A 26,825-nucleotide genomic window follows, 5' to 3' on the forward strand; every position below is an offset into this window, starting at 1 on the left:
TGACCGTCAGACCGCCACACCCCCTGACCGGCCGAGATTCCGAGGCACTCGGGGGGCGCTCGACAATTCGCTCGCGCCCGCCCGCCGTCGGACGTCAGGATGGCCCGCATGACCGAACTCTCCCCGCGGGTCGACCCGCCGATGGCGGCCGACGAGACCGCCATGCTCACCGCCTGGCTCGACTACCACCGCAGCACCCTCGCGCTCAAGTGCGAGGGCCTGACCGACGACCAGCTGCGGCTGCGCTCCGTCCCGCCGTCCGCCCTCTCGCTGCTCGGTCTCGTCCGGCACATGGCCGAGGTGGAGCAGTACTGGTTCCGGACCGTCCTGCACGGCGACGAGTCCGCCGAGAACCACTACTGGACGGAGGCCGACGAGGACGGCGACTTCAACGGCGTCGACACCGCCGACGTCGCGGCCGACTTCGCCACCTGGCGCGCCGAGGTCGAGGCCGCCCGCCGCGCGGTCGCCGGCCTGTCGCTGGACACGGTCGGCAAGAAGCTGCGCCGCGGCGAGGAGGTGACGCTGCGCTGGATCCTGGTCCACATGGTCGAGGAGTACGCGCGGCACAACGGCCACGCCGATCTTCTGCGCGAACTGGTGGACGGCAATACCGGCGGGTGAAATCGTTTCCGCATTGTTGACAGAAGGTCAATTGCGCGGTGACCGCGACCGATATGGTCTACGCGCGCAACCGTACGGCTCACCGCCGCGTCGCTGATGTTGCCCGGGTTCGCCCGGGTTTCCGGCGCGGCGCGACTCGTACGGGGGGCGCGAGCGGGCACGGGACCGGTGAACAGTGCGATACTCGGACAGTTCCGACGAGTGGATGACGTGTCAAAAAGGACACGCGACCCCGGGGGACCAGGACGGGACGAGGCAGGGAGGCGCGGCATGGGAGCACTTCGCGACGAGCACCACAACGGGTGGCTGATGCCCTCGGGAAACTACCCCGCCGCGGTGTACGAGGACGAGTGGGTCGATCAGGAGACGATGCCGGCCGCGCCCGCGCCCGCGAAGATCGTCTCCCTGCGGCCGACCGGTTTCGAGGCGGCCCGCACGGTGGGCGAGCACATCCGGGCGAGCATCCCGGTGGTCATGGACCTCACCGAGATGAACGAGGCCGAGGCCAAGCGGATGGTGGACTTCGCCTCCGGGCTGATCTTCGGCACCCAGGGCGGCATCGAGCGGATCGCCCGCCGGGTGTTCCTGCTCACCCCGGCCGACGTCGAGGTCATGGTGATCGACCGCCCGCTCGACGAGACCGGGTTCTACAACCAGAGCTGATCCGGGCGGCGCACGGCCCGACCGGGCTGAACCGACCGAGCTGAACCGGCCGCACGACTGCGGCACCCCGACCGGGGACGGCACCCGCCGTCCCCGGTTTTTGCTGCCCCGACCGCGACGATCGACGCCTCATTCGAGACGCCCACCATAATTTTGAGACATCTATGTCTCACATGACCTAGACTGGATTCATGGCCACCGATCGCGACACCGTCCTGGAAGCCGCCGTCGGCGTGCTCTCCCGCCGCCCGACCGCCCACCTGGACGAGATCGCGCGCGCCGCCGGGATCAGCCGCGCCACCCTGCACCGGCTCTTCCCCGGGCGCGAGGCCCTGATCCGCGAGGTCGGCCTGCTCGGCCTGCGCCGGTTCGCCGCCGCCCTGGACACCGCCGCCGTCGAGGACGGCGACGCCGAGGCCGCGCTGCGCCGCCTGGTCGACGCCGCCGTCCCGGACGCCACGCTCTGCGCCTTCCTGGCCGGCGAGAACCAGCTCTACGACGACGACAGCATCAACGACCTCTGGGAGCTCCAGATCGTTCGACTGCACGCGCTCTTCCTGCGCGGCCAGCAGCAGGGCACGTTCCGCATCGAGCTGAGCGCCGCCTGGCTGAGCGAGGCCTTCTTCGACCTGGTGGCCGGCGTCGGCTGGGCCATCCAGGACGGCCGCCTCGCCCCGCGCGACGCCGCCTTCTCGCTCGCCGAGCTGTTCCTCGGCGGCGCGCTGCGCCGGCCGGACGCCGCCACTCCCCCGCCCACAGCACCTTCGGCCCGCACACCGGAAACCGATATCCCATGAGTAAGCGAAGCGAACGAATCATCAGCGGGTGCGCATTGCGCGAAGCGCCTGCCGAGCGAAGCGAGGTGGGCGCATGAGCAGTACCGTTTCTGCCAGCCCCCGCCAGCGCTGGACCGGCCTCGCCGTCCTCGTCCTGGCCGTCACCGTGGTCGCCCTCGATGCGACCGTCCTGTCCCTCGCCATCCCCTCCATCAGCGAGACGCTGGAGCCCAGCGGCACCCAGCTGCTCTGGATCGGCGACTCCTACTCCTTCGTCCTGGCCGGCCTGCTGGTCAGCATGGGCTCGCTCAGCGACCGGATCGGCCGCAAGAAGCTGCTGCTGATCGGCGCGGCCGCCTTCGGCGCCGCCTCGCTGCTCGCCGCCTACGCGCCCAGCGCCGGCTGGCTGATCCTGGCCCGCGCGCTGCTCGGCGTCGCCGGCGCGACGATCATGCCCTCGACCCTGTCGCTGATCCGCGGCCTCTTCCCGGACGACCGGGAGCGGGCCACCGCGATCGGCATCTGGGGCGCGGCCGCCACCGCCGGCGCCGCGCTCGGGCCGGTGGTCGGCGGGGTGCTGCTGGAGCACTTCTGGTGGGGTTCGGTGTTCCTGCTGAACATCCCGATCCTGCTCCTGCTGCTGGTGCTCGGCGCCTGGCTGCTGCCGGAGTCCAAGGACCCGAAGCCGGGCCGCTGGGACGTGCTGAGCGTCGCCCTGTCGATGGCCGGGGTGATCGGCACGGTCTACGCGATCAAGGAGGCCGCCGCGCACGGCGTGGCGCGCTGGGACGTCCCGGTCGCCTTCGTGCTGGGTGTCACCGCGCTGACCGTCTTCGTCCGCCGCCAGCTGCGGCTGGAGACCCCGCTGCTGGACGTGCGGCTGTTCCGCGACCGGCGGTTCACCGCCGCCGTGCTGGCCTCGCTGATCGCCCTGATCGGCCTGTCCGGGGTGGTCTTCGTGACCTCGCAGTACCTCCAGCTGGTGCGCGGCTACGAGCCGCTGCGGGCCGGGATGGCCGAGCTGCCGGCCTTCGTCGGCGCCGTCGTCGGCGGTCTGCTGACGGCCTGGCTGGTGCGGCGCACCGGCGCCCGGGCGGCGCTGACCGGCTGCCTGCTGGCCATGGGCCTCGGCGTGGGCATGCTCGGCTGGCTCCAGCAGGACACCACGTACCTGCTGCTGGCCGCCTCCTTCCTGCTGGTCGGGACGGCGGAGGGCGTGGTCTACACGCTCGGCGCCGACCTGGTGCTGAGCGCCTCACCCGCCGACAAGGCCGGCGCGGCCTCGGCGGTCTCGGAGACGGCGTACGAGCTGGGCACCGCGCTCGGCATCGCGCTGGTCGGCTCGGTGGTCGGCTCGATCTACGCCGGCGGCCTCGTCGTCCCGGCCGGGACGGACCCGGCGGCCGCGGCGCGGGCCGGCGAGTCGCTGGGCGCGGCGGTCGAGACGGCGCACGCACTGCCGCAGGGCGTCGCGGAGCCGCTGCTGGCGAGCGCCCGGGAGTCCTTCACGCACGGCATGAACAGCGCCGGCCTGCTGGCCGCCGTCCTGCTGATCGGCGCGGCCGCGATGGCCTGGCGGCTGCTGCGCGGCCTGGACACCCCGACCAGCGCGGTCGCCGAGGTCGCCGAGGTCACCGCGGCCACCGCGGTCGAGGTGCCCGCTCCGGAGAAGCCGCAGAACCCGCAGAAGTCGGAGAAGGTCGACGCGTAAGCACGCCCGACTCCCCTGCCACCGGCGGGAACGGCCACGGCCGTTCCCGCCGGTGGCGTATCGCGGGCCGGGCGGCCGGAACCGGGGCGGCCCAGGCGCAGGAGCACGCGATGTTCAAATGTCTGATGTTTGTATAGGCTGCCCCCATGACACGCATCAGCACACCGCGCAGAACGGCGAGCCTGTCCGCGCAGCTCGTGGACAGCCTCCGCTCGCACATCGAGGCGGGCGGCTGGCCGGTGGGGACGCGGATCCCGCCGGAGCAGGTCCTCGTCGAGGAGCTCGGGGTCGGACGCAGCACGCTGCGCGAGGCGATCGGCGCGCTCGTGCACCTCGGCCTGCTGGAACCCCGGGCCGGGGACGGCACCTACGTCCGCGCGTCGAGCGAGCTCCAGTCGGTCATGGTGCGGCGGGCGAGCTCCGCGCGGCGGGACAACGTCCTCGAACTGCGCACCGTCCTGGAGGAGTACGCCTCGGGGGCCGCCGCCCTGCGGCGCAGCGAGGACCAGCTGCACCAGCTCAGGGAGCTGCTGGCCGACGCCGACGCGGCCTGCGCCGGCGAGGACAGGTCCGCGGCCATGAGCGTCGACGCGCTGTTCCACCGGGCCGTCGTCCGGGCCAGCGGGAACGACCTCCTGATCGAGGTCTACGACTACCTCGGCACGGCCCTCACCTCCGCCCTGGGAGGCCTGTCCTGGGACGCCACCGCCGCCGAGGAGCACGCCGGTCTGCACCGGCGACTCGTCGACGCGATCGAGGCCCAGGACGAGAACGGCGCCCGCACCGCGGCGGCGGCGATCGTCCGGCTCACCCACGACCACGAGGTCCAGGCACCACTCACTTCCACCGGACCGGCCTCCACCGAAGAATGAGGACCGCCCGCCCGTTGCCCCGGCCTTCGAGGCCGTAGAGGAGAACGAGGAGAACACCGATGCCCGTCTTACCGCCCCCGGCCGACGACCTCGACGCCCGCACCGCCCAGCGCACCGCCCACCTGTACGCGACGGATCCGCAGTTCCGCGCCGCCGCACCCCTGGACTCCGTCAGCGAGGCGATCCGGCGGCCGGGCCTCCCGCTCGCCGACCTCGTGGCCACGGTGATGGAGGGGTACGCGGACCGCCCCGCCCTGGGCGAGCGCGCCACCGAGCCGGTGACCGACCCGGACACCGGCCGCACCACCCTGCGCCTCCTGGACCGGTTCGACACCGTCACCTACGGCGAACTGTGGGAGCGCGTCGGCGCGGCGGCCTCCGAGTGGCGCCACCACCCCGACCACGCCGTGGGCCCGGGCGACTTCGTCGCCGTCCTCGGCTCCACCAGCCCCGAGTACGCCGTGCTGGACCTGGCCTGCGTCCGCTCCGGCGCGGTGGTCGTCCCCCTCCAGGCCGGCGCCTCGGCGGAACACCTGGCCCCTGTCGTCGCGCAGACCGGACCGCGCCTGCTGGCGGTGGACGTGGCACACCTGGACGTCGCGCTCCGGATCGCGGCGGACGCCCCGTCACTGGGCCGGATCGTCGTGCTCGGCCACCGCCCGGAGGTCACCGACCACCAGGAGGCGCTGGACGCCGCCCGCGGACGGCTCGCGGCGCAGGGCCGGGGCGTCACCCTGGACACGCTGGCGTCGGTCGTCGAGCGGGGCAGGAGCCTGCCGCCGCTCCCCCGGGTCCCCGAGGGCTCGACGGCCGACACGCTCAGCGCGCTGATCTACACCTCGGGGAGCACCGGCACCCCCAAGGGCGCCGTGTACACCGAACGTCTCGTCAAGCACTTCTGGATCGACTTCGTGCCCGGCCAGGGGCCGCAGCCGTCCATCGTGCTCAACTACCTGCCCCTGAGCCACATGATGGGACGGGGCGTGCTGTTCGGCACGCTCGCCAAGGGGGGCACCGCCCACTTCGTGGCGTCGAGCGACCTGTCGACCCTCTTCGAGGACCTCTCCCTGGTCCGGCCCACCGAGTTCATCCTGGTGCCCCGCATCTGCGACATGCTCTTCGAGCGCTACCGGAGCGAGGCGGGGGGCGACACCGCCGGGCAGGCGGACCGCGCGAAGGAGGAGCTGCGGGAGAAGACCCTCGGCGGCCGCCTCCTGTGGGCCACCTACGGCTCGGCCCCGATGAGCGCGGAGCTGGCGGCGTTCCTGGAGAGCTGCCTGCAGATCAGGGTGTTCAACGGCTACGGGTCGACGGAAGCCGGGCTGGTCTCGCTCGACGGCCGGGTGCTGCGCCCGCCGGTGACCGACCACCGGCTGGCGGACGTGCCCGAGCTGGGGTACTTCCGCACCGACTCCCCGCACCCCAGGGGCGAACTGCTGGTCAAGTCGGAACGCCTCGTTCCCGGCTACTTCCAGCAGCCGGACGCCACCGCCCAGGTCTTCGACGAGGACGGCTTCTACCGCACCGGCGACATCGTGGCCCTCACCGGCCCCGACGAGTTCGTGTACGTCGACCGCCGTTCCAACGTCCTCAAACTGTCGCAGGGCGAGTTCGTGGCCACCTCCCGGCTGGAAGCCCTCTTCACCGACAGCCCGCTCGTCCGGCAGGTCTTCGTCTACGGCAACAGCGCCCGCGCCTACCTGCTCGCGGTCATCGTGCCCACCCAGGAGGCGCTCGACCTCGCCGCCGAGGACGGCCCGCGCCTCAGGTCGCTCCTGCGCGAGTCGCTGCACCGCCTCGCCACCGGGGCGGGCCTCAACTCGTACGAGATCCCACGGGACTTCCTCATCGAGACCGAGCCGTTCAGCCAGCAGAACGGGTTGCTCTCCGGCGTGCGCAAGCTGCTGCGCCCCGCGCTGGCGAAGCGCTACGGCGAGCGCCTCGAAGCCCTGTACGCCGAGCTGACCGAGCGCGAGGGCGACGAACTCCGGGCGCTGCGCCAGGTCGGCCCGTCCCGGCCCGTACCGGAGACCGTGTGCCAGGCCGCCCGCGCGCTGCTCGGCAGCCGGCAGGACGACGTCCACCCCGGGACGCGCTTCCTCGAACTCGGCGGCGACAGCCTCTCCGCGCTGTCGTTCTCCCAACTGCTCAAGGAGGTCTACCGCGTCGACGTCCCCGTCGACGTCGTCATCAACCCGGTCAACACGCTCCAGCAGGTGGCCGACCACATCGAGAACGCCCTCGCGTCGGGCGACCGGCGCCCGACCGCCGACCAGGTCCACGGACCGGGCGCGACGCGGCTCCTGGCGGGCGACCTGACGCTGGACGCGCTCCTCGACCCGGGGACCGAGACGCCGACCGGCAGGCCTAGGGGCCCGCTGCCCGAGGCCCGGACCGTCCTGCTGACCGGCGCCAACGGCTACCTGGGCCGCTTCCTGTGCCTCGAATGGCTGGAGCGCGTCGCGCAGCGCGGCGGCACACTGGTCTGCGTGGTCCGCGGTGCCACCGACGAGTCGGCCCGGGCGCGGCTCGACGCGGCCTTCGACAGCGGCGACCCCGAGCTCCTCCGGCGCTACCACGGCCTGGCCGCCGCGCACCTGGAGGTGGTCGCCGGCGACGTCGGGGAGCGCGACCTCGGGCTCGACCGGGAGACCTGGCAGCGGCTGGCCGACACCGTGGACCTGATCGTCCACCCGGCGGCACTCGTCAACCACGTCCTGCCCTACGACCAGTTGTTCGGCCCCAACGTGCTGGGCACCGCCGAACTGATCAGGCTCGCGGTCACCTCCAGGGCCAAACAGTTCACCTACCTGTCGACGGTCGCCGTCGTCTTCGACTCCGCGGCCGCGGCCGCGGCCGACGAGGACGCGGACATCCGCACGGCCTGCGGGACGCGCGACCTCGGCAGCGGCTACGCGAACGGCTACGCGGCCAGCAAGTGGGCGGGCGAGGTGCTGCTGCGCGAGGCGCACGACGCGTTCGGCCTCCCGGTCGCCGTGTTCCGCTCGAACCTGATCCTCGCCCACCCGCGCTACCGGGGGCAGCTGAACGTCCCGGACGTGTTCACCCGCCTCCTGCTGAGCCTGCTGGCGACCGGCATCGCCCCCGGCAGCTTCTACGCCCGGGGCACCGGTGACGGCGGCGGCCACTACGACGCGCTGCCCGTGGACTTCACCGCGCAGGCCGTCGCCGCGTTGGGCGACGACACCCGGGAGGGGTACCGGACCTTCAACATCGTGAACCCGCACGAGGACGGAATCTCCCTCGACACCTTCGTCGACTGGCTGGTGGCCGCCGGACACCCGCTGACGCGCATCCACGACTACGACGAGTGGCTCGACCGCTTCGAGAGCGCCATACGCGCCCTGCCCGACCGCCAGCGGCAGCACTCGCTGCTCCCCCTGCTGCACGCCTTCGCCACGCCGTCGGAGCCGCTGCCCGGATCCGCCCTGCCGGCGGACCGGTTCCGCGCGGCGGTCCGGGCCGCCGCCCTCAACGAGGACAACGACATCCCGCACCTGTCGCGGGACCTGATCACCAAGTACGTGGCGGACCTCCGGGCGCAGCACCTGCTGTAGCCGGTCCACCCTCTCCCTCCGCACCCACCTCCGCACCCGCCGGCGGGAACGGCCACGGCCGTTCCCGCCGGCGGCGTACCGCGTGCCGGGCGGCCGGAACCGAGGCCACTTCAGGCCCAGAAACATCCGATGTTCAAATGTCTGATGTTTGTATAGGCTGCCTCCATGCAACACACCACCCACGACCGCGAGGTCCAGACATCACCGGCGACGGAGCAGCAATGAGTCCACAACTGTCCTCGACGACCCGTCAGCACTCCGTCTCCGGACCGGACTCCGCCTCCGGACCGAACTCCGTCTCCGGGCCGGCGGCCACCGACAGCACGCGGCCCGCCGTGTCGATCGGGCTCGTCCTCGCGATCTGCCTCGTGGCGGCCAACCTGCGGACCAGCCTCACCGGCGTCGGCACGCTGCTGCCGGCGATCGAGCAGGGCAGCGGCCTGACGGCGAGCTGGGGCGGGCTGCTGAGCACCCTCCCCCTGCTGACGTTCGCCGCGACGTCGCCCCTGGTGGCCCGGGCCTCCCACCGGTTCGGCAGCGCGCGCCTGCTGGTGGCGGCCCTCGGCGCGCTGGCCGTCGGAACGGTGGTCCGGTCGCTGCCCTCCGTGAGCTGCCTGTTCGCCGGGACGGTGATCCTCTCCGCCGCCATCGCGTTCGGCAACGTGCTGCTGCCCGCCATGATCAGGCGCAGCGTGCCCGCCCACCGCATCCAGGGCATCAGCGCGCTCTACGTCACCGTCATGGGCGTCACGGCCGCCGTCTCCTCCGGGATCTCAGCCCCGCTCTCCCACTCCCTGCCGGGTTCCTGGCACACCGCGCTGGCCTGGGGCATCGCCTTCACCGTCGCGGCGCTCCTCGTCTGGCTGCCCCGGATGCGGGGCGACGGGGCCCGGGCCTCCACCGGCGCGACCCGCAGTCCGGCCCCCTGGCGGTCAGGACTGGCCTGGCAGGTCAGCATGTTCATGGGCCTGCAGTCCCTGGCCTTCTACACCGCCGTCGCGTGGCTGCCCAGCATCCTGATCCACCACGGCACGAGCAGCACCGCGGCCGGATGGATGCTCTTCTACTACCAGCTGATCTCCCTGGCGACCAGCGGCCTGCTGCCCCTGCTCACCCGGGGCCGCCACGACCAGCGGTGGACGGCGGCCGGGGCCTCGGTCATCGTGGCCGGCGGCTTCACCGTGCTGGTGTCCGCCCCCGCGCTGTCCGTCGTGGCGTGCACCCTGCTCGGGCTGGGCGGCGGCGCGTGCCTCGTCCTCGCACTGACCTTCCAGAGCGAACGCGCCGGCAGCTCCGGCGAGGCCGCCGCACTGGCCGGCATGGCGCAGTCCATCGGCTACCTCGTGGCGGCCGCCGGCCCGCTCCTCCTCGGCATCCTGCACGACAGCACGGGCAGTTGGACGCTTCCGCTCATCGTTCTGGCCGTCCTCGGCATCGCCATGGCGGCGGCCGGGTACGGCGCGGGGCAGGACCGGCACGTGCGCCTTCCGCGGCCTCGCTGACGTCACCGTCACCGTCACCGTCACCGCACGAAGCCCCGTCCGTCACACCTCTCGCCCGTCACGCCTCTTGTGCGTTGACCGCTCTCGCGCGTTCACCGCCCCAGGAGTTCGGCGAAGCGGTCCAACGCGAGATCTGTGCGCCGGCGGTCGCCGGTGGTCGTGAGGTCGAACAGCAGACCCCGGATGACGGCCATGACCAGCGTGGGCGTGACGGTGTCGTCAGGGCCGGTGGAGACGTCCCGGAAGGTGGTGCCGAGAGTGTCGAACCAGTCCGTGATCGCCTCCGCCTGGTCGGGGTAGTTCTCGGGGTGGACCAGGCCGTCGGCGTGCACCTCGAAGAACAGCCGGACGAACGGCGCGCGTTCGTCCGCGCTCATCCACCCCCAGATGCCCCGCAGCCGCTCCTGCACGGAGCCCTTCATCTGCGGAGGGTTCCCGGCCAGACGCACCGCGCCCCGGCGGCGGGCCTCGGCGAGGACCGCCGCGACCAACTCCTGTTTGCTGCCGAAGTCGTAGAGCAGCATCCGTGGACTGGTGTCGAGGGCCGCGGCCAGTGGTCGCAGGCTCAGCCCGGCCAGGCCGTGCGCCAGCACGTAGTCGGTCGCCCGGGCCAGCGTGCGCTCGCGACGGGCGGGGTCGGCGGGTCGCCCCACGGTGGATCTCCCTTCGGCGCATCGGAGTTGAAACGGCATTGGCGAGTATATGGTACGACTGTTTCAATAACGAGGGGAGACCGCATGCACACCGTCGACCGCGCACTCGTCCTGGGCCCCGGAAGTCACGTCGGCACGGCCTGGACGGCCGGACTGGCCTACGGATTGCGCCGCAACGGCGTCGATCTGGGCGAGGCCGACCTGATCGTCGGCACGTCAGCCGGCTCGATCGTCGGAGCACTGCTCGCCACCGGGCAGGACCCGGGGCGGCTCGCTTCCTCGGCTCGCCGGACCGCTCACCGGGTCAAGCCCGACCCCGAGCGGATGGGCGCGGTGTTCGCCGTACTCGGCGACCGCAGCCTGGAACCCGGCGAGGCGAGGCGTCGCGTCGGCCGCCTCGCGCTCGAAGGCGTCGACCCCCAGGCCGAGGAGGCGCTGATCGCAGGACGCGCCGCCCTGATCGGTGCGGGCACGTGGCCGGAGCGACGGCTGCTGATCGCCGCCGTCTGCGCCACCACCGGTGAGCCCGTGGTGTGGGACCGCGACAGCGGCGTGCCGCTGGTGCACGCGGTGGCGGCGAGCAGCGCCTTCCCCGGAGCCGCACCGCCCGTCGCCATCGACGGCCGGCGGTACATGGACGGCGCGCTGCGCGCGGGCCCCAACGCCGATCTCGCCGCCGGAGCCCGCACGCTGGTCGTGGTCGAGCCGATGGCCCACCTGTTCCCCCGGGAACCGCTCAACCAGCAGCTGGCGGCAGTGGGGGCGGACGCCGTGGTGACCATCGGCCCCGACCCGGCCTCGGTGCGAGCTTTCGGCTCAGACCCGGGCGACCTGGCGGCCTGGGAACCGGCCTACCAGGCGGGCCTCCGCCAGGCCGACGACGTCGACGCGCAACTCCGCACCATGTGGAGGGCGGAAGTCGACGCGGGCTGACCGCTGACCGCTGACCGCTGACCGCCAACGCCTGTCCGTCTTGCCGCCGGGGTAGCCCTACTGCACCTGACAGTTCGCCATCGGGCCCGAAAGGAATTCCAGTCATGAGTGACCGCGCAGACCTGTCCGGCGCTTCCTGGATCAAGTCCTCGTACTCCGACAACGGTGGTGACTGCGTGGAGGTCGCCACCGACGTCCCCCACCTCGCTCCCGTCCGCGACTCCAAGGACCCCGAGGGCCCTGCCCTCGTCTTCCCCACCGCCGCCTGGTCGTCGTTCGTCGCCGCCGTCCGGGCCGGCGAGTTCGGCGAGATCTGACGCGCACCTTGTCGGAGCCCCACTGCCCACAACGGGCAGTGGGGCTCGCGCATCGGGTCGACGCATAGGCCCGCCCGGCTGAGCCGGGCCCCGGTTGGCGCGGAATGCGCATGCGGTCGTCATCGTTGAATGCCCCGCGCCCGGCTGTCACTCCATCTCGGCGCCCCCGGTGGGCTGTTACGGAGACGGCCCCGCGAGTCTGCGGAGTGCCGGTGGCCGATGTCGACGAGTTCTCCGGACACGTACGCAAGCCCCGATAGCTGGAGCCCCGAACGGGGACGACCACTTCGGGCCGTTCTGCCCCCCGGAGTTTCGACGGCAACCAGACTGGTTACCTGGCTTGCAAGAACGCGCAACCGGCTTGGTACGGGAGGGCACCGTGGCTCTAAGGTTTCTGGGGATCTGGCCGAACACCCCCGACAACGGATCGCCGACCATCTGGCTGGAGGAGGAGACGGGGGACCTGATCATCCAGTCCTGGTTCGCTGACGAGGCGACCATCAAGAAGGCCCAGGAGGTAGGTTCCATCCCCGGGCACACCACTGATGTCCCGCCCCACGAGGGCGTGTTTCGCCTTCCACAGAACATGATCCAGTTCATCCCCCGGCCCGACGACGAGGACCCCGATGTTTCTTGAGGCCCTGGCAGGCGCCCGGCGCTCCGCGCTGCACCTCGAACTCCGCGACTCCTACATGCTGGACGACCCCGAGTTCATCCGCTGGCAGCAGGGCTACCGCATCAACCGGGAGGATCGGGCTTCGTGGTGGCGCCCGTGGTGTGACACCGTCGCCACCGCTGCCGCCCGCGGTGTGGAGTTCCGCCGCGCACGGGTCGTCTCGGAGCCGGTGCACGACTACATCCGGTACGAGTACGACGTGACGTTCCCGAACATCCTCGCCGGCGAGCAGGTTCGTTGGCTGCCCCGCCGGAACACCACGGACCTCGCACTGCCCGGCGTGGACTTCTGGCTGTTCGATGACCAAGTGGCCCTGTTCAACCACTTCACGGGCAACGGGCAGTGGGCCGATCCGGACATGGAGACGACCACCGATCCCGCGGTGGTGAAGCTGTGCAGCTCCGCCTTCGATTCAGTTTGGAGCCGCGCCATCGACCACGAGCAGTACGAGATCTGATCCAACGCCAGGCCGTCAGCCAATGCCCACATCTCCGTCCTCCAGCGCTCAGGCCGCCCAGAAGGCCGTCGCGGACCGCCTCCGTGAACTGATGCTGGACGCTGGGCTTCAAGGGCAAGAGCTGGCGGCCCTGTGCGGCTGGAACGCCGCCAAGACCAGTCGCATCATCAATGCGAAGACGGCGCCGTCCGACTCCGATATCAGGGCGTGGTGCGCCGCCTGCGGAGCTGAGGACCAAGCCGCCGATCTGATCGCCAAGAGCCGCGCGGCGGACTCCATGTTCCTGGAGTGGCGGCGCATGGAGCGCACCGGGCTTCGAGCCGCCCAGGAATCGGTACGCCCCCTCTACGAGCGGACTCAGCGCTTCCGCGCCTACGCCCCGTGGATTCTTCCGGGGCTCGTGCAGACCCGTGGCTACACCACCGCCATCCTGTCCGCGATCCGCGACCGCCGCGGCCTGGTGGACGACGTACCCGCTGCGGTGGAAGAGCGCATGGCCCGGCAGCGTGTCGTCCACGACGGCAACCATCGCTTCGTGCTGCTGATCGAGGAGAGCGTCCTTCGGAGCGGACTCGGCGGGCCCGAGGTGATGGCGCTCCAGCTCCGACACCTGCTGACGATCGGCCGGCTCCCGACGGTCAGCCTCGGCGTGATCCCCTTCCGATCGGATCGCGAAAGGGCCTGGCCTGTCGAAGGGTTCTGGATCTACGACACCGCACAAGTCAGCGTCGAGCTGGTTTCCGGCTACCTCACCGTTACCCAGCCCAGCGAGATCGCGATGTACGGCCGCGCCTTCGCGGAACTTGGTGAACTCGCGGTCCACGGAGCGAAGGCCCGACAGTTGATCACGAACGCGCTGGACTCTCTCGACTAAATCTGCAATCAGATGCAAGTGCGTTGAGTGGTCGACTGGTTACTCCCTACCGTCGTTGGTGCCACTCAGGCCGCGACCACTTGGGTGGAGAGCTCGACACACACGGCGCATCGGCTCGCGCCGACCTCGCGGGCGCCCAGTCTCGCACCGTGCCACGCCTCAAATGCTTTGCATCGCACGAGATCACCCGCACGTGCCCAACCGAAGGGACCACAGTGCCTAAGCTCCCCGACATGACCACCGAAAGTGACAAGATCGTCACTCCCTTCGGGTCGCTGAGTGCGGCTCTCATCGACCAGCTGCGTGACCTCAACGCGATCCGCACCGATCGGGTAGCGGACGCTTTCCGAGCCGTCCCCCGCCACGTCTTCGCCCCCGAGGCTCCCGTGGAGGAGGTCTACTCGAACCAGCCCATCGTGACCAAGCGCGATGAGCGTGGCCTTGCAATCAGCACGGTCTCCGCGCCCCGCATCCAGGCGTTCATGCTGGAACAAGCCGACATCCAGCCGGGCATGCGCGTTCTGGAGATCGGTTCGGGAGGGGTGAACGCCGCGTACATCGCGGAGCTGGTCGGCGAGGCCGGCGAGGTCACCACGATGGACATCGACCCGTTCGTCATCGACCGTGCCAAGCGGTTCCTGCCGGAGGCCGGGTACGGGCGAGTGAACGTGGTGCTCGCCGACGGCGAGTTCGGCGCCCCGAAGCACGCACCGTTCAACCGCATCGTGGTCACCGTCGGAGCATGGGACATCCCGGCCGCGTGGTGGGAGCAGCTGGCCCCGGGCGGCCGAATCGTCGTGCCGATCCGAATCCGCAGCCTCAACCGCTCGGCGGCCTTCCAGCTGGACGGCGGTCACCTGGTCAGCCGGTCGATCGAGCGGGCCGGATTCGTCGCGATGCAGGGAGCCGGCGCCTTCGGTGAAGAGGTGGTCTACCTGCACAACGACACGGTGGCTCTCCGGGTGGACGACGGGCAGCAGGCCAACGGCGCTCTTCTGGCCGCCGCACTGAAGCAGCCACGGGTGGAAGCGTGGACCGGGGTCACCGTCGGCGACCAGGAACCCTTCGATGACCTGGACATGTTCCTGGCGACCACCCTGCCCGGCTTCTGCCTGCTGACGGCACACGACTCTGCCGTGGCGGAGGGGATCGTCCAAGCCCGTCCCTGGGGAAGCTCGGCGGTGTTCTGCGACGGCACCTTCGCCTACGTCGTGCTGCGGCAGCTGGGCCCGGACCGCCACGAGTTCGGCGTGTACGGACACGGCACCGACGCCGAGGGCCTGGCCGCCAGGGTGGTCGATCAGGTCAACGCCTGGAACAGCCGCCACCGCAACGGCGCGGCCCCGGTCATCAGCGCCTACCCGGTGGGCACTCCCGACGACCAGCTTCCCGGGAGCCTGGTCATCGACAAGAAACACACCCGGTTCACCGTCTCCTGGCCCTGCTGAGGGACCAGGTGCTCCTGATCACCACTACGCAAAGAGGGGATCAACAGTGGCCAACAAGGTCATGGACAGCACGACCGAGTTCGACCTCGACGTGTCGATCGTCCGCAACACCAACGTCCTGTCGGCGATCATGCGCAGCACCGACGACGGCTGCGGCAGCACCTGCCCGGCGTGCGCCAGCGGTGCCGGCGGTGGGGGCGGCAACGGCGGTGGTGGCGGCGGCGAGGGCGGTGGTGGCGGCGGCGAGGGCGGCCTGATCCTCGCCTGATCCACCTGCATCAAGTGGTCACGTCCGGCCCGGTGCGCCTGGAGCACCGGGCCGGGGCTGCGGAGAATCACGAGGTGGCACGTTGTACGAGCACGTCGATGCGGCCCTGATCCGGGCCGTCTCCCACCCCGCCGGTCTGCGGCTGCCGCCGTGGCCGCATCTGGGCGAAGACCGGACTCCCGGCCAGGCCGAGCGCTGGCGGGACTGGCTGTGCCAGGTCCGGGAGCTTCCCACGGTCGTCGAGGCTATCGAGGTGGCCAGCCCCGGTTTGGCCGAGCACATCGGGCAGGTCTGCGACGGTCGTCCTCTGTCTGAGCGGCACCTTCGGCGGACCGTACTGTCCACCGTCCGGTATCTGCTCAGGCTCACCGGCCGTGCCACCCCGTTCGGTCTGTTCGCCGGGGTGGCACCCGTCGGCCTCGGGTCGCACAGCACCACCCACTGGGGCGGTGAGCACCGCGCCTCGGCGAGGCCGGACGCGGCGTGGTTGGACGAGACGATCCGGCAGCTGGAGGCGATACCCGAACTGCGGGAGCAGTTACCGGTGGTGGCGAACAACCTTTGTTTCGTCCGAGACGAGCGTCTGGTACTGCCGCTCCAGCCCAGCACCGACGGCAACGACGACATCAGCCCGTCGGAGGTCGCCGTGCGCCACAGTCGGCCCGTCCAATCGGTGATGGCCGCTGCCCGCACCCCCCTGACGGTGCGCGAACTCGGCGAGCTGCTGGCTGCCGGATTCCCCGACGCGCCGACTGCCGCGATCACCGGCGTACTGGCCGGCCTCATCCAGCAGCGGTTCCTGATCACCGCCCTGCACGCACCGGCCACCGTCACCGATCCACTCAGCCACCTCGTGGAGCAGTTGGAGCGCGCCGGCGCCAAGGATCTGCCCCAGGCGCAGATCCTGCTGGACGAACTCCGCGGGATCAGCGAGGCCCTGGCTGCGCACAACACCGCAACCGATGCCGACCGGCGCCGCATCGGTCGGCATGCCGTCGACCGCATGCGGGCCTCGTGCAGCTCGGTGGCTCAGCCGTTGATGACCGACCTTCGGCTGGACTGCGCGATCACGCTACCGGAGGAAGTCGCCCGTGAGGCCGCAGCCGCAGCCGGGGTGCTGGCCCGGTTGACGCCGTACCCGTTCGGCAGCTCGGTGTGGGGGGCCTACCACCAGCAGTTCGTGGAGCGCTACGGGCCCGGTGCGCTGATCCCCGTAACCGACCTGGTCCACGCCGACACGGGGCTCGGCTTCCCTGCGACCTACCGCGGTTCGCTCCTCAAGAAGCCCGCATCGGATGTGTCCCGGCGTGACCGCCGGCTCCTGGCCCTGGCGCAGTATGCCGCGATCGACGGCCGGGGCGAAGTGGTACTGGACGATCGGACGGTGGCCGAACTCGCCGTCGACGGCAGCGCAAACGCCCAGCCGACGCCTCACGTCGAGCTGTCGTTCCGTCTCCAGGCTGCCTCACACGCCGCTCTGGACAGCGGGGCGTTCCGGCTGGTCGTGCTCGGTGCGATGCGGGCCGCTGGGGCGACTGCCGGCCGCTTCCTCCATCTGTTCGACCCGGCGGATCGGGACCGCATGGCCGCCGCCTACGCGCGGTTGGCAACGATGGACGAGGGCGCGGTGCTGGCCCAGGTGTCCGGTCCACCGATGTACGTGCGCACCGGCAACGTCCATCGCTCCCCCGCCGTGCTGCCCACCGTGATTCCGCTCGCCGAGCACGCCCCGGCGGGTGATCGGACAATCCCCTTGGACGACCTGGCGGTCACCAGCGACGGCTCCCGTCTGCGGCTCGTCTCCCTCTCGACCGGCCGCTCGGTCGAGCCCACCGTGATGAACGCGGTGGACTTCCTCCACCACACTCAGCCCGTCGCCCGGTTCCTGTGCGAATTGGTCCGCTCTCACACCGCCACCTTCCAGGCGTTCTACTGGGGTGCGGGCGACGAGCTGCCGTTCCTGCCCCGAATCCGGTACGGCCGGACCGTGCTCTCCCCCGCTCGCTGGACCCTCGCCTCTGCCGGACTGCCCGTTCACGGCGAAGCGTGGCCACGTTGGGCCGCTGCGGTGGACGGCTGGCGGGCGCGGCTACGCGTGCCCGACCTCGTGCAGCTGGACGACAACGGCCTCCAACTGCGGCTGGATCTTGACGAGCCCGCCCACCTCGCGTTGCTGCGCGCCCACCTCGACCAACGAGGAACAGCCGTGCTGACCGAGGCCGGCGAACCGGACGACGACGGCTGGCTGGACGGCCGGACGCACGAGATCGTCCTGCCGCTGAGCGCCACCACCCCGCCCGGTCGCCTGCGCCGCGTCCACCGGAAGGCGGTCGGGACCGTCCGAGGGCACCTGCCCGGCCACTCAACGTGGCTGTACGCCAAGGTGTACGGCCACCCTGCCCGCCAGGCGCAGATCCTCACCGCCCATCTGCCGGAACTTCTGGACGGCTTCGACGAGCGGCCCCGATGGTGGTTTCTGCGCTACGCCGATCCCGAGCACCACCTGCGGCTGCGGCTGCGACTCGGCGGCCCCGAGGACTTCGGGCCCGTCGCCGCCCGAGTTGGCGCCTGGGCCGTGCGCCTGCGCGGGCTGGGCCTGGTCGGACGCCTCCAGTTCGATACCTACCTTCCGGAGTCCGGTCGCTTCGGCGGCAACGAGGCGATGGCGGCGGCCGAGCGGGTGTTCGTCGCCGACTCCGCCGCCGCCGTCGCCCAGCTCACCGCCACGAACGGCCACACCGACCCCGGCGCGCTGACGGCCGCAAGCTTCCTAGACCTGGCGACCGCCTTCCTGGGTGACGCCCCGACCGGGATGAACTGGCTCGTCAACCACATCAGCACCGGCCACAAGGAACCGCTGGGCCGGGCGGTGCTCGCCGAGGCTGTCCAGCTGGCCGCCCCGGACACCCGCGGCACCCTGCTCGATCCCGGACTTCTCCAGCTTTGGGAAGAGCGCCGGTTGGCGCTCGCGGCCTACCGCGACCGTCTGGCGGCCACTGGCGGCCTTGAGGCCGGCGAGGTACTGCCGACCCTGCTGCACCTGCACCACATCCGCACCCACGGCCTGGACCGCGACGGCGAACGCGCGGCCAACCGCCTCGCCCGAGCAGCCGCGCTCTCCTGGACAAACCGGATCGGGAGGAGTCGACGGTGACCGCGAGCGTCTCCGAAGTCGCGGCCGACCGCCTTGCCGAGGAGGTGGTGCACCCTGACGTCGACGACGATCTCGACCCGCAGTCGCTGATCCGCGGCACCGCCGCCCTCGCGCTGCTGGCCGTCGAGCGCGCCGCCGCCGGCCGGGGCAGCTGGGATACCGCGCACCACTGGCTTGCCGCCTCGATCCGCGAAGGTGCGGAGACCGGCGAGCACGCCACGCTCTTCTACGGCGCCCCGGCCCTCGCCTTCACCTTCCACGGCGCAGCTCACCCCGGTCGCTACGACCGGGCACTCACGGTGCTGGACTCCGCCACCACCGCCGTGACCCGGGAGCGGCTGAAGGCGGCTCACGCCCGCATCGACCGCCGCCAGCGGCCCGCCCTCGCCGAGTTCGATCTGATCTACGGCCTGACCGGGCTCGGAGCCCACCACCTTCGCCGAGATCCGCACGGCCAGGTGCTCCGCGATGTGCTCGCCTATCTGGTGCGCCTGACCGAACCGATCGGTGTGCCCCCGTACGGCTTGCCCGGCTGGTGGACCGACCTGGCTCCCTCCGGCGAACTCTCGCCGCAGTTCCCTGACGGCCACGCGAACCAGGGCACGGCCCACGGCATCGCCGGGCCCCTCGCATTGCTGAGCCTGGCCATGAAGCGCGGGATCACGGTGGACGGCCACGCCCAGGCGATCGGCCGGATCTGCAACTGGCTCGACCAGTGGCAGCAGCGCACCACCACCGGGGCATGGTGGCCGGAGTGGATCACCCTGGACGAGCATCGAACCGGCGTCGTCCACCAACAGGCACCCATGCGGCCGTCCTGGTGCTACGGCACCCCGGGGCTGGCCCGGGCCCAACAGCTCGCCGGACAGGCCACCGACGACCCTGCCCGCCAGCGGCTCGCCGAGACCGCGCTGCTCGACTGCCTCGCCGACCCGGCCCAACTGGCACGGATCACCGACGGCGGTCTGTGTCACGGCTGGGCCGGGCTGTTCCAGGCCGCCGGCCGCGTCGCCGCCGACGCGGCCGGCCCCGAGATCACCGAGCGGTTGGCCACTCTGCTGCCGTACCTGGTCAGCGGCCCGCAGGTCCCCCACTCTGGGTTCCTGGACGGTTCGGCCGGGCTCACGCTGGCCCTGCACACCGCGACGGGAACCGCTCCGGCCACCGGGTGGGACAGCTGTCTCCTGCTCAACTGACATACCGGCGAAAGGGGATGGGGATGGACGACGGACACGAGCTGTGGCAACAGGTGGACATCCGGTTCTCGGACCGCCACCGCACCGAGCAGGCGGCGGCTGACCACCTCGGGGATGCGCTGCGGGTGACGGGCACCGGGCCGGTGGAGTCCTGGTTCTTCATCCGCAAGGGCGAGTGGCGGCTGCGGTACAACTCCACGAACCAGGCCGCCACCACCGCAGCCAAGGCCGTGGTGATGGGCGCACTGGAAACCATGCGGGAGCACGGTGCCGTCGAAAGCTGGGTTGAGAAGACCTACGAGCCCGAAATCCACGCCTTCGGCGGCCAGCAGGCGATGAACACCGCCCACCAGTTCTTCCACCAGGACAGCCAACACGTCCTGGACTACCTGCGACTCCCCGGCCCGGACCGCCGCCGGGAGCTGTCGGTGCTGCTGTGCGCGGCGCTGATGCGCGGTGCAGGCCTCGACTGGTACGAGCAAGGCGACGTCTGGGCCCGCGTGGCAGAGAACCGGCCGAACACCGGCGGCGCGACCGAAGACCAGATGCGCAAGCTCCGGGACGCCGTGCGCCAGTTGCTCGTTGCCGATCCCCGGTCGGGACTCATCTCGGCCTCCGACGAGTCCGCAGACCTCAGCACGACCTGGTTGGACGCCGCCGAGGAGACGGGCCACGCGCTGTACCTAGTGTGGTCCGAGGGCCGACTTGGCCGAGGCCTGCGCGCGGTGATCACCCATCACGTGATCTTCCACTGGAATCGCCTCGGGCTCCCCTACTCGGCCCAGAGCGTTCTGGCTCTGGCAGCCAAAGACGTTGTTCTAGGAACGTGATCTCGACTCCACCGACCGGTGATCGAGGGGTGGCCGCTCCCCGCCAGAGGGGGCCACTGGCGGGGAGCGGTGCGGCTCGGCGAGGGTCTGGCGCCAACGTGCCCTCGGAGCCGGCCGGCAGGGGAGGTAGGCCTGCCGGCGCCCGTCCGTGACTGTCCTTCACGGACGGGCGTTGGACCCCGCCGCCGCGCGGGATGAGCACTCGCGGCGCGGTGGCGGGAGCGTGTTGTCAGTCCGGCATGAACGTGCCGCAGCTGCACGGGTGTTGAACCGGCGGCTCGGCGGTCGGCTCGGTGGTCGGCTCGATCGCGTTTCGTTGCGTCGTCCCCGCCACCACGGTGAAGCCGCCGGCCGCCAACGAGCTGAGGTGCAGCCCGGCGAGCAGCAACTCCCCCGAGGTCACGCCGGCTCCGGAAACATCGGCCGACGCTGGGAGTTGCTGCCCGTGCCCGGCGCGATCTCCCTGGGGTCGCACCGTCGCAGCTGATCGGGCCTGGTCGTCCACTCGCACCCCCCGCCGAGCGGCCTCAGGAAGGCCGCCCCGCAGAGGATCTCCATGAAGACCCCCTCCTTCGGCTGGCCATCGTCGTCTCGGTGCTTCAGGTCCCGCACCACCTCGTTGCGGACGAAGTCGGGCAGCACGGATTTCGGGTCTTCGGGCATGGGGGTCTCCGTAGCGCTTCGCTCTTGGCGTGTCACTTGGTGTAGCCATGGTGGCGCGACAGCCTCTACGATCGGAAGGGCTTAACCGTTGACCGTTTCGTCGAGTTACAAGGCACGGTGAATCATGGAGTTCGAGGAGACTGATCAACCGTCATCTCCGGCCATTCGCTTCGGAAACGAGCTTCGCAGGTCACGGCGTGCGAGGAACCTCTCCCAGACCAAGCTCGCCAAAATCATGGGCTTCAGTCACGCCCTGGTGTCGTACGTCGAAGGAGCTAAGAAGCCCGTAACCATTAACTTCGCCACGGCAGCCGATCAAGCGCTCGATACAGGGGACAAGTTCCGGGAACTGTTCCGCCAGATCGAGCACGCCAGCCTGCTGGAGGGGTTCGAAGAGTTCGCCAGGGAGGAGGCCCGCTGCCGGAAGATACGGACGTTCGAGCTGAACGTGGTCCCTGGACTCTTCCAGACCGAGGAGTATGCAAGCGCCCTGGCGAACGCCGCAGTTCTCCGAGGCAGCATCACCAAGGAGCAGGCCGCACAACGAGTCGCCTTCCTCATGGATCGGCAGCAAATCATCCGAGCCGAACGCATCCCCGTGCTTCACGCGGTCATGGACGAGAGCTGCCTGCGCCGACCCGTCGGAGGCCCGGCCGTCATGCAGGCACAGCTTCGGCACCTTGAGAGCCTGGCCGAACTCCCGTTTCTCACACTCCAGGTAGCCCCGGTGACGCTTGGCGAGCACATCCCGTTCACGATGCCCATCGTTCTGTTGACCCTGCCGGATCGCTCCACCATCGGCTATGCGGAGTCACAGGCACGTGGCATCCTGGAACGGGACCGCAAGACGGTCGAGGCGTGGAGCCGTGACTACGATCAGCTCCAGGTGGAGTCACTTTCCAAGGTGGCTTCGCTTGCCAAGATCCGCACTGTTCGGAAGGACTATGAATGACCGGCCCCATCCCCAACCTGGCCAGTGCCGAGTGGCGTAAGTCCGGCTACAGCAACAACGGGGGCAACTGCATCGAGGTGGCTCCTGGCTTCCCGGGTGTACTGCCCGTCCGTGACTCCAAGGACCCCGAGGGTCCTGCTCTCGTCTTCCCCGCCGCCGCCTGGTCGTCGTTCGTCGCCGCCGTCCGGGCCGGCGAGTTCGGCGAGGTCTGACGCACACGACTCTCGCGAGCCCCACTACCCACTCCGGGTAGTGGGGTTCGCGCGTTCTGGGTGGTGACAGTGTTTCAACTGCGTTCACCGAATGCTCGTGCGCGGTCTTGTGCACCGTGCGGGCGGCAACGTTGGATGTACAACATCCGCTGACCGTCGCGTTCACGTCACACCCTCACGGAGCCCCAATGCCGCTGTCGTCCCTCCGCAAGGCCGCCGCCGCCTGTGCTGCCGCCGCCGTGCTCGGCGCGCTCGCCACCGCCCCCGCCACGGCTGCCACCGGCGCCACGACCGAGTCCGCCCCGGTCACCGCGCCCGCGCTGGACGTCCTCACGTACAACACGTTCCTGATGAGCACGACCCTCTACCCCAACTGGGGCCAGCAGTACCGGGCGCAGGCGATCGCCTCGGCGGACTTCTTCCAGGGCCACGACGTGGTCGTCCTGGAGGAGGCCTTCGACAACGCGGCCTCCGACGCCCTGACCGCCAAGGCCTCGGCCGCCTACCCGTACCACACCCCGGTCGTCGGCCGCTCCACCAGCGGCTGGGACGCGACCTCCGGCAGCTACAGCTCCGCCACCCCCGAGGACGGCGGCGTGACGCTGCTCAGCAAGTGGCCGATCCTGCGCAAGGAGCAGTACGTCTTCAAGGACGCCTGCGGCTCGGACTACTTCTCGAACAAGGGCTTCGTCTACGCCGTCCTGAACGTCAACGGCCAGCGCACCCACGTGGTCGGCACCCACCTGCAGTCCACCGACTCGGGCTGCTCCAGCGGCCAGCCGGCCGCCATCCGGGCCAAGCAGCTCACGGCCATGCGCGGCTTCCTGGACGCCAAGCAGATCCCGGCGAACGAGCCGATCCTGCTCGCCGGCGACCTCAACATCGACTCGCACGGCTCCGAGTACCAGGCCCTGCTGGACAACGCCAACCTGGCACCGGCCTCCGCCCGCACCGGCTGGCCGTACTCCTTCGACACCGCCGACAACTCCATCGCCGCCTACCGCTACCCGGGCGAGCCCAAGGAGGACCTGGACTACGTGCTCTATCGGGCCGACCACGCCCGCCCGCAGCAGTACACCAACCAGGTCCTGCGCACGCACAGCGCGCCGTGGACGGTGAGCAGTTGGGGCAAGAGCTACACCTACACCGACCTCTCCGACCACTACCCGCTCGCCGCGCACTGACCGGGGAAGCGCACTGACGGGGGACCAACCCGCGCCGACGGGGAACTAAACAGCCCCGAAGGGCAGTTCCAGCTCGGCCCAGACCACCTTGCCGTCCCTGGTCAGCCGGCTGCCCCAGCGCTGGGCCAGCTCGCTGACCAGGAACATGCCGCGCCCGCCCTCGTCCTGCTCGGCGAAGGGGCGCAGCTGCGGGGCCGCCCCGCCGGCGTCGGAGACCTCCAGGGTGAGCACCCGGTCGCGGAACAGCCGCAGCCGCCGCGGGGCCCCGGCGTGCAGCAGGGCGTTCGTGACCAGCTCACTGACCAGCAGTTCGGCGTAGTCGGAGAGGGCGGTCAGGCCCCAGGCGTCCAGGGTGGCGCGGGTGAAGCGGCGGGCCTGGCCGGGCAGCCGGCCGCCGCCGGTGAGCGGGAGGGTGGCGATCCGGTCGGCGGGCAGCGGCAGCACCCGCGCCATGATCATCGCGATGTCGTCCTCGGTGCCGTCGGTGACGAGGGCGCCGAGGACGGCGTCGCAGTTCTCCTCCAGGGTGCGGCCGGGCCCGGCGAGGGTGTCGGCCAGCAGGTCGATGCCGTCGTCGAGGTCCTGGCCGCGCCGCTCGACCAGGCCGTCGGTGTAGAGGGTGACCATGCCGCCCTCGGGCAGGGTGAACTCGATCGACTCGAAGGCCACCCCGCCGACGCCCAGCGGCACTCCGGGCGGCACCTCGACCCGGCTGGTGGTGCCGTCGGGGGCGACCTTGACCGGCGGCAGGTGGCCGGCCGAGGCGATCTGGACGGTGCGCTCCAGCGGGTCGTAGACGGCGCAGATGCAGGTGGCGAACTGGCCCTCGCCGATGCCCGAGGCGGTCTCGTCCAGACGTGTCAGGACCTGCTCGGGCGGCATGTCGAGGGTGGCGAGCGTGCGGGCGACGGTGCGCAGCTGGCCCATGGTGGCGGCGGCCCGGATGCCGTGGCCCATCACGTCGCCGACCACCAGGGCGACCCGTCCGCAGGACAGCGGCACGACGTCGAACCAGTCGCCGCCGACCTCGCTGACCACGCTGCTGGGCAGGTAGCGGTAGGCGATCTCCAGGCCCAGGGTGCGGTGGATCTCCTGCGGCAGCAGGCTGCGCTGGAGGGTGAGCGCCGTCTCCCGCTCGCGCCGGTAGAGCCGGGCGTTGTCGATGGCCAGCGCGGTGCGGGCGACCAGTTCCTCGGCGAGCGCCACGTCGGCGTCGCTGAACGGCTCGGAGTTGCGCATCCGGATGAACTCGGAGCCGCCGAGCACCATGCCCCGGGCGGTGAGCGGCACCATCAGGTACGAGTGGATGCCCGCCGCGATGCCGGGCTCGACCCGGTCCTCGCTGGAGACCAGGCCGCGCAGCACCTCGGCGTCCACGTGGGCGCGCAGCAGGGGGCGGCCGCTGCGCAGGCACTGGGTGTAGCTGCGGTCGGGGGCGTACTCGGAGGTCTCGCCGACGGTGTCGACGGCGTGCGCGAGGCCCGACTCGTAGGACTCGCCGACCGCGACGGCACGCAGGGTGACCGTCCGGTCGGAGGGGATGGGGGTGGGTTCGGCGCCGCGCAGCACCGGTTCCAGCAGGTCGACGGTGGCGAAGTCGGCGAACCGGGGGACGACGGCCTCGATCAGCTCCTCAGCGGTGCGCTGGAGGTCGAGGGTGGTGCCGATCCGGGCCGTCGCCTCGGCGATGGTGGCGAGCCGCTCCTGGGCGCGGGCGGCGCGGGCCTCGGCCTGGAAGCGCTCGGTGACGTCGATGATCGAGGAGCAGACGCCGAAGACCCGGCCGGTGGAGTCCTCCAGCCGGAAGTAGGAGGCGGACCAGGCGCGGTCGCGCTTCGGGTCCCCGGGCACCCGGCCGTGGGAGCGGGCGTCCACCACGGGCTTGCCGCTCCTGAGCACCTGCCGCATGGTCTGCTCGATCTCGACGCTGTTGATGCCGGGCAGCACCGCGGGTATCCGGCGGCCGAGGTGGGCGGCGACGGGGACGCCGTTCATCCGGGCGAGCGCCTCGTTGAGCCGGACGTAGCGCAGCTCGGTGTCGTAGACGGCCATGCCGATCGGCGAGCGGTCGAAGACGCCGTCGAGGACGGCGAGGTCGGCCTCGACGGCCTGGAGGGCGCGGATGTCGGAGGCGGTGGCGAGCAGCAGCAGGGTGCCGGCCGGGCCGGCGATCGGGTAGGTGCGGAACTCCAGGTCGACCTTGTGGCCGTCGCGGTGGCGGACCGGGAAGACGCCGGACCAGCCGGTGGAGCCGCCCATGATGTGGGCGAACAGGGACAGCACCTCGGGGCGGTCGGTGCCGTCGGTGAGCAGCTGGGCGGCGTAGCTGCCGACGGCCTCCTCGGCGGAGTAGCCGAGCAGCGCCTCGGCGTCCTCGCTCCAGTGCAGGATCAGGCCGTCGCCCTGGAGCAGGGCCGTCGCGAGCGGGACGAGTCGGTGGCCTTCGGGGCGTACGGGGGTGCCGCCCGGTGCGGGGCCGGCGGCGGAGGTCACGTCCCACTCGTTTCCGTGCATGATCAGGCAGCACCCCGGTTCGGCTCGTGCCCGGCCGGGGGCCTCACGGTCCGTGCCGGCCGGGATTCTTCTCCAGACTGCACGGACATCGGCCGCCCGGCGACCCCTTGGTCAGGGGTCGTCCGGCCGCTCCGGTAGTACGGAAGTCATGGGCGTACCGGCCGCAGCGTACTCTCCAGAACGCCGGTCCACTGCCGGATCACCCCGGATCGTCGGACGCTGTCGTCGGTGAGCAGGTTGGCCAGGCCCAGCCCGCGGGCGAGGTCGAGGGTGGCCTGCACGGACTCGCGTACGCCGGGGCGGGCCTCGTCGGCGTCCAGGAACTCGACGGCGGCCCGGTGGGCCTCCCGGCCGACGTGCCCCTCCAGGGCGATGATCCGCTCGCGCAGCGGTTCCTCGGTGGCGGCGGCCGTCCACAGGTGCAGGGCGGCGCGGAACAGCGGGCCGGTGTAGAGGCGCACGATCATGTCGACGACGGCCCGGGTGCGGTCGGGGCCGGCGGCCGGCAGCTCGTCCGTGTGGGCGCGGACGGCGGCCAGCCGCTCGGCGGTGACGTGTTCGACGGCGGCGGTGAACAGGTCCTCGCGGGTCGGGAAGTGGTGCTGGGCGGCGCCCCGGGACACTCCGGCGCGCTCGGCGACCACGGTGACGGTGGAGCCGTGCCAGCCGAGCTCGGCCAGGCAGTCCACGGCCGCCGCGAGCAGCCGGGCGCGGGTGGCGCGGCTGCGGTCCTGCTGGGGGGTGCGGGCGGCGGGGTGGCTGGTCATG

25 protein-coding genes are annotated in these 26,825 nt (G+C 71.3%); 20 read left to right on the forward strand and 5 right to left on the reverse strand.

Going from position 1 to position 26,825, the window contains the following annotated elements; genetic code table 11:
• The first annotated feature begins 108 nt into the window (after positions 1-108).
• The 7 genes from ACFVTF_RS22805 (at position 109) to ACFVTF_RS22835 (ending at position 9,726) form a co-directional block, all read left to right on the forward strand.
• Positions 109-624, forward strand: a complete 516-nt coding sequence (locus ACFVTF_RS22805; protein WP_387815995.1) for a DinB family protein — start codon at positions 109-111, stop codon at positions 622-624.
• A gap of 270 nt (positions 625-894) precedes the next feature.
• Positions 895-1,287: a cell division protein SepF gene (locus ACFVTF_RS22810; RefSeq protein WP_363584675.1), complete on the forward strand. Its 393-nt coding sequence runs from the start codon at positions 895-897 to the stop codon at positions 1,285-1,287.
• Between the two features lie 191 nt (positions 1,288-1,478).
• Positions 1,479-2,084 carry a TetR/AcrR family transcriptional regulator gene (locus ACFVTF_RS22815; RefSeq protein ID WP_387815997.1) on the forward strand — a complete coding sequence of 202 codons (606 nt, stop codon included), beginning with the start codon at positions 1,479-1,481 and terminating at the stop codon, positions 2,082-2,084.
• A gap of 73 nt (positions 2,085-2,157) precedes the next feature.
• Complete coding sequence (locus tag ACFVTF_RS22820) at positions 2,158-3,774, forward strand: MFS transporter (protein WP_387815999.1); 1,617 nt, start codon at positions 2,158-2,160, stop codon at positions 3,772-3,774.
• 146 nt (positions 3,775-3,920) lie between these two features.
• Positions 3,921-4,646, forward strand: a complete 726-nt coding sequence (locus ACFVTF_RS22825; protein WP_371515779.1) for a FadR/GntR family transcriptional regulator — start codon at positions 3,921-3,923, stop codon at positions 4,644-4,646.
• Between the two features lie 59 nt (positions 4,647-4,705).
• Positions 4,706-8,224 (forward strand): carboxylic acid reductase, encoded by a 3,519-nt coding sequence (car, locus tag ACFVTF_RS22830; protein ID WP_387816001.1) that lies wholly within the window; start codon positions 4,706-4,708, stop codon positions 8,222-8,224.
• Positions 8,225-8,445: 221 nt separating this feature from the next.
• Positions 8,446-9,726 (forward strand): CynX/NimT family MFS transporter, encoded by a 1,281-nt coding sequence (locus tag ACFVTF_RS22835; RefSeq protein ID WP_387816003.1) that lies wholly within the window; start codon positions 8,446-8,448, stop codon positions 9,724-9,726.
• A gap of 92 nt (positions 9,727-9,818) precedes the next feature.
• On the opposite strand, the gene ACFVTF_RS22840 is transcribed toward ACFVTF_RS22835, so the two are convergent.
• Positions 9,819-10,379 (reverse strand): TetR family transcriptional regulator, encoded by a 561-nt coding sequence (locus tag ACFVTF_RS22840; RefSeq protein ID WP_387816005.1) that lies wholly within the window; start codon positions 10,377-10,379, stop codon positions 9,819-9,821.
• An 84-nt stretch (positions 10,380-10,463) separates the two neighbouring features.
• Here ACFVTF_RS22840 and ACFVTF_RS22845 point away from each other — a divergent pair, with 84 nt between their 5' ends.
• The 10 genes from ACFVTF_RS22845 (at position 10,464) to ACFVTF_RS22890 (ending at position 20,532) form a co-directional block, all read left to right on the forward strand.
• Positions 10,464-11,312, forward strand: a complete 849-nt coding sequence (locus tag ACFVTF_RS22845) for a patatin-like phospholipase family protein (RefSeq protein ID WP_387816007.1) — start codon at positions 10,464-10,466, stop codon at positions 11,310-11,312.
• A 104-nt stretch (positions 11,313-11,416) separates the two neighbouring features.
• Complete coding sequence (locus tag ACFVTF_RS22850) at positions 11,417-11,629, forward strand: DUF397 domain-containing protein (protein ID WP_387816009.1); 213 nt, start codon at positions 11,417-11,419, stop codon at positions 11,627-11,629.
• A gap of 379 nt (positions 11,630-12,008) precedes the next feature.
• Entirely contained in the window at positions 12,009-12,266 is a 258-nt protein-coding gene (locus tag ACFVTF_RS22855) for a hypothetical protein (protein WP_387816011.1), read from the forward strand.
• Positions 12,256-12,762, forward strand: coding sequence for a DUF6879 family protein (locus ACFVTF_RS22860; RefSeq protein WP_387816013.1), 507 nt, complete (start codon positions 12,256-12,258; stop codon positions 12,760-12,762). The genes ACFVTF_RS22855 and ACFVTF_RS22860 overlap by 11 nt, the downstream gene beginning before the upstream one ends.
• Positions 12,763-12,784: 22 nt before the next feature.
• Positions 12,785-13,636 (forward strand): helix-turn-helix domain-containing protein, encoded by an 852-nt coding sequence (locus ACFVTF_RS22865; RefSeq protein WP_387816015.1) that lies wholly within the window; start codon positions 12,785-12,787, stop codon positions 13,634-13,636.
• Between the two features lie 233 nt (positions 13,637-13,869).
• A complete protein-coding gene (fxlM, locus tag ACFVTF_RS22870; protein ID WP_387816017.1) occupies positions 13,870-15,084 on the forward strand; it encodes a methyltransferase, FxLD system in 1,215 nt (404 codons plus the stop codon).
• Positions 15,085-15,145: 61 nt separating this feature from the next.
• Positions 15,146-15,352, forward strand: coding sequence for an FxLD family lanthipeptide (locus tag ACFVTF_RS22875; RefSeq protein ID WP_387816019.1), 207 nt, complete (start codon positions 15,146-15,148; stop codon positions 15,350-15,352).
• A gap of 82 nt (positions 15,353-15,434) precedes the next feature.
• Positions 15,435-18,506, forward strand: a complete 3,072-nt coding sequence (locus tag ACFVTF_RS22880) for a lantibiotic dehydratase (RefSeq protein ID WP_387816021.1) — start codon at positions 15,435-15,437, stop codon at positions 18,504-18,506.
• Positions 18,503-19,702 (forward strand): lanthionine synthetase C family protein, encoded by a 1,200-nt coding sequence (locus ACFVTF_RS22885; protein ID WP_387816023.1) that lies wholly within the window; start codon positions 18,503-18,505, stop codon positions 19,700-19,702. Before ACFVTF_RS22880 ends, ACFVTF_RS22885 begins: the two co-directional genes overlap by 4 nt.
• Positions 19,703-19,725: 23 nt before the next feature.
• Positions 19,726-20,532: a thiopeptide-type bacteriocin biosynthesis protein gene (locus tag ACFVTF_RS22890; RefSeq protein ID WP_387816025.1), complete on the forward strand. Its 807-nt coding sequence runs from the start codon at positions 19,726-19,728 to the stop codon at positions 20,530-20,532.
• A 229-nt stretch (positions 20,533-20,761) separates the two neighbouring features.
• Here ACFVTF_RS22890 and ACFVTF_RS22895 read toward each other — a convergent pair whose 3' ends face one another.
• A complete protein-coding gene (locus tag ACFVTF_RS22895) occupies positions 20,762-20,935 on the reverse strand; it encodes a hypothetical protein (protein ID WP_387816027.1) in 174 nt (57 codons plus the stop codon).
• Positions 20,932-21,195 carry a hypothetical protein gene (locus ACFVTF_RS22900; RefSeq protein WP_387816029.1) on the reverse strand — a complete coding sequence of 88 codons (264 nt, stop codon included), beginning with the start codon at positions 21,193-21,195 and terminating at the stop codon, positions 20,932-20,934. The genes ACFVTF_RS22895 and ACFVTF_RS22900 overlap by 4 nt, the downstream gene beginning before the upstream one ends.
• Before the next feature lie 124 nt (positions 21,196-21,319).
• Here ACFVTF_RS22900 and ACFVTF_RS22905 point away from each other — a divergent pair, with 124 nt between their 5' ends.
• The 3 genes from ACFVTF_RS22905 to sph all read left to right on the forward strand — a co-directional run bounded on the left by ACFVTF_RS22905 (position 21,320) and on the right by sph (position 23,543).
• A complete protein-coding gene (locus tag ACFVTF_RS22905; protein ID WP_387816031.1) occupies positions 21,320-22,147 on the forward strand; it encodes a helix-turn-helix domain-containing protein in 828 nt (275 codons plus the stop codon).
• On the forward strand, positions 22,144-22,359 hold the full coding sequence (locus ACFVTF_RS22910) for a DUF397 domain-containing protein (RefSeq protein ID WP_387816033.1): 216 nt from the start codon (positions 22,144-22,146) through the stop codon (positions 22,357-22,359). Before ACFVTF_RS22905 ends, ACFVTF_RS22910 begins: the two co-directional genes overlap by 4 nt.
• A gap of 188 nt (positions 22,360-22,547) precedes the next feature.
• Positions 22,548-23,543 carry a sphingomyelin phosphodiesterase gene (gene sph, locus ACFVTF_RS22915; protein ID WP_371515795.1) on the forward strand — a complete coding sequence of 332 codons (996 nt, stop codon included), beginning with the start codon at positions 22,548-22,550 and terminating at the stop codon, positions 23,541-23,543.
• 45 nt (positions 23,544-23,588) lie between these two features.
• Here the strand turns inward: sph and ACFVTF_RS22920 are convergent, their stop codons facing one another.
• Positions 23,589-26,057 (reverse strand): SpoIIE family protein phosphatase, encoded by a 2,469-nt coding sequence (locus tag ACFVTF_RS22920; RefSeq protein ID WP_387816035.1) that lies wholly within the window; start codon positions 26,055-26,057, stop codon positions 23,589-23,591.
• A gap of 146 nt (positions 26,058-26,203) precedes the next feature.
• Entirely contained in the window at positions 26,204-26,824 is a 621-nt protein-coding gene (locus tag ACFVTF_RS22925) for a TetR/AcrR family transcriptional regulator (RefSeq protein WP_371515797.1), read from the reverse strand.
• Position 26,825: the final 1 nt, after the last annotated feature.

Source organism: Kitasatospora sp. NPDC057940, assembly GCF_042887425.1.
Lineage (GTDB): Bacteria > Actinomycetota > Actinomycetes > Streptomycetales > Streptomycetaceae > Kitasatospora.

Coding starts and splice junctions, on each gene's coding strand:
- ACFVTF_RS22805 (WP_387815995.1), top strand. CDS start 109: ATGACCGAACTCTCCCCGCGGGTCGACCCGCCGATGGCGGCCGACGAG.
- ACFVTF_RS22810 (WP_363584675.1), top strand. CDS start 895: ATGGGAGCACTTCGCGACGAGCACCACAACGGGTGGCTGATGCCCTCG.
- ACFVTF_RS22815 (WP_387815997.1), top strand. CDS start 1,479: ATGGCCACCGATCGCGACACCGTCCTGGAAGCCGCCGTCGGCGTGCTC.
- ACFVTF_RS22820 (WP_387815999.1), top strand. CDS start 2,158: ATGAGCAGTACCGTTTCTGCCAGCCCCCGCCAGCGCTGGACCGGCCTC.
- ACFVTF_RS22825 (WP_371515779.1), top strand. CDS start 3,921: ATGACACGCATCAGCACACCGCGCAGAACGGCGAGCCTGTCCGCGCAG.
- car (WP_387816001.1), top strand. CDS start 4,706: ATGCCCGTCTTACCGCCCCCGGCCGACGACCTCGACGCCCGCACCGCC.
- ACFVTF_RS22835 (WP_387816003.1), top strand. CDS start 8,446: ATGAGTCCACAACTGTCCTCGACGACCCGTCAGCACTCCGTCTCCGGA.
- ACFVTF_RS22845 (WP_387816007.1), top strand. CDS start 10,464: ATGCACACCGTCGACCGCGCACTCGTCCTGGGCCCCGGAAGTCACGTC.
- ACFVTF_RS22850 (WP_387816009.1), top strand. CDS start 11,417: ATGAGTGACCGCGCAGACCTGTCCGGCGCTTCCTGGATCAAGTCCTCG.
- ACFVTF_RS22860 (WP_387816013.1), top strand. CDS start 12,256: ATGTTTCTTGAGGCCCTGGCAGGCGCCCGGCGCTCCGCGCTGCACCTC.
- ACFVTF_RS22865 (WP_387816015.1), top strand. CDS start 12,785: ATGCCCACATCTCCGTCCTCCAGCGCTCAGGCCGCCCAGAAGGCCGTC.
- fxlM (WP_387816017.1), top strand. CDS start 13,870: ATGACCACCGAAAGTGACAAGATCGTCACTCCCTTCGGGTCGCTGAGT.
- ACFVTF_RS22875 (WP_387816019.1), top strand. CDS start 15,146: ATGGACAGCACGACCGAGTTCGACCTCGACGTGTCGATCGTCCGCAAC.
- ACFVTF_RS22890 (WP_387816025.1), top strand. CDS start 19,726: ATGGACGACGGACACGAGCTGTGGCAACAGGTGGACATCCGGTTCTCG.
- ACFVTF_RS22900 (WP_387816029.1), bottom strand. CDS start 21,195: ATGCCCGAAGACCCGAAATCCGTGCTGCCCGACTTCGTCCGCAACGAG.
- ACFVTF_RS22905 (WP_387816031.1), top strand. CDS start 21,320: ATGGAGTTCGAGGAGACTGATCAACCGTCATCTCCGGCCATTCGCTTC.
- ACFVTF_RS22910 (WP_387816033.1), top strand. CDS start 22,144: ATGACCGGCCCCATCCCCAACCTGGCCAGTGCCGAGTGGCGTAAGTCC.
- sph (WP_371515795.1), top strand. CDS start 22,548: ATGCCGCTGTCGTCCCTCCGCAAGGCCGCCGCCGCCTGTGCTGCCGCC.
- ACFVTF_RS22920 (WP_387816035.1), bottom strand. CDS start 26,057: ATGCACGGAAACGAGTGGGACGTGACCTCCGCCGCCGGCCCCGCACCG.
- ACFVTF_RS22925 (WP_371515797.1), bottom strand. CDS start 26,824: ATGACCAGCCACCCCGCCGCCCGCACCCCCCAGCAGGACCGCAGCCGC.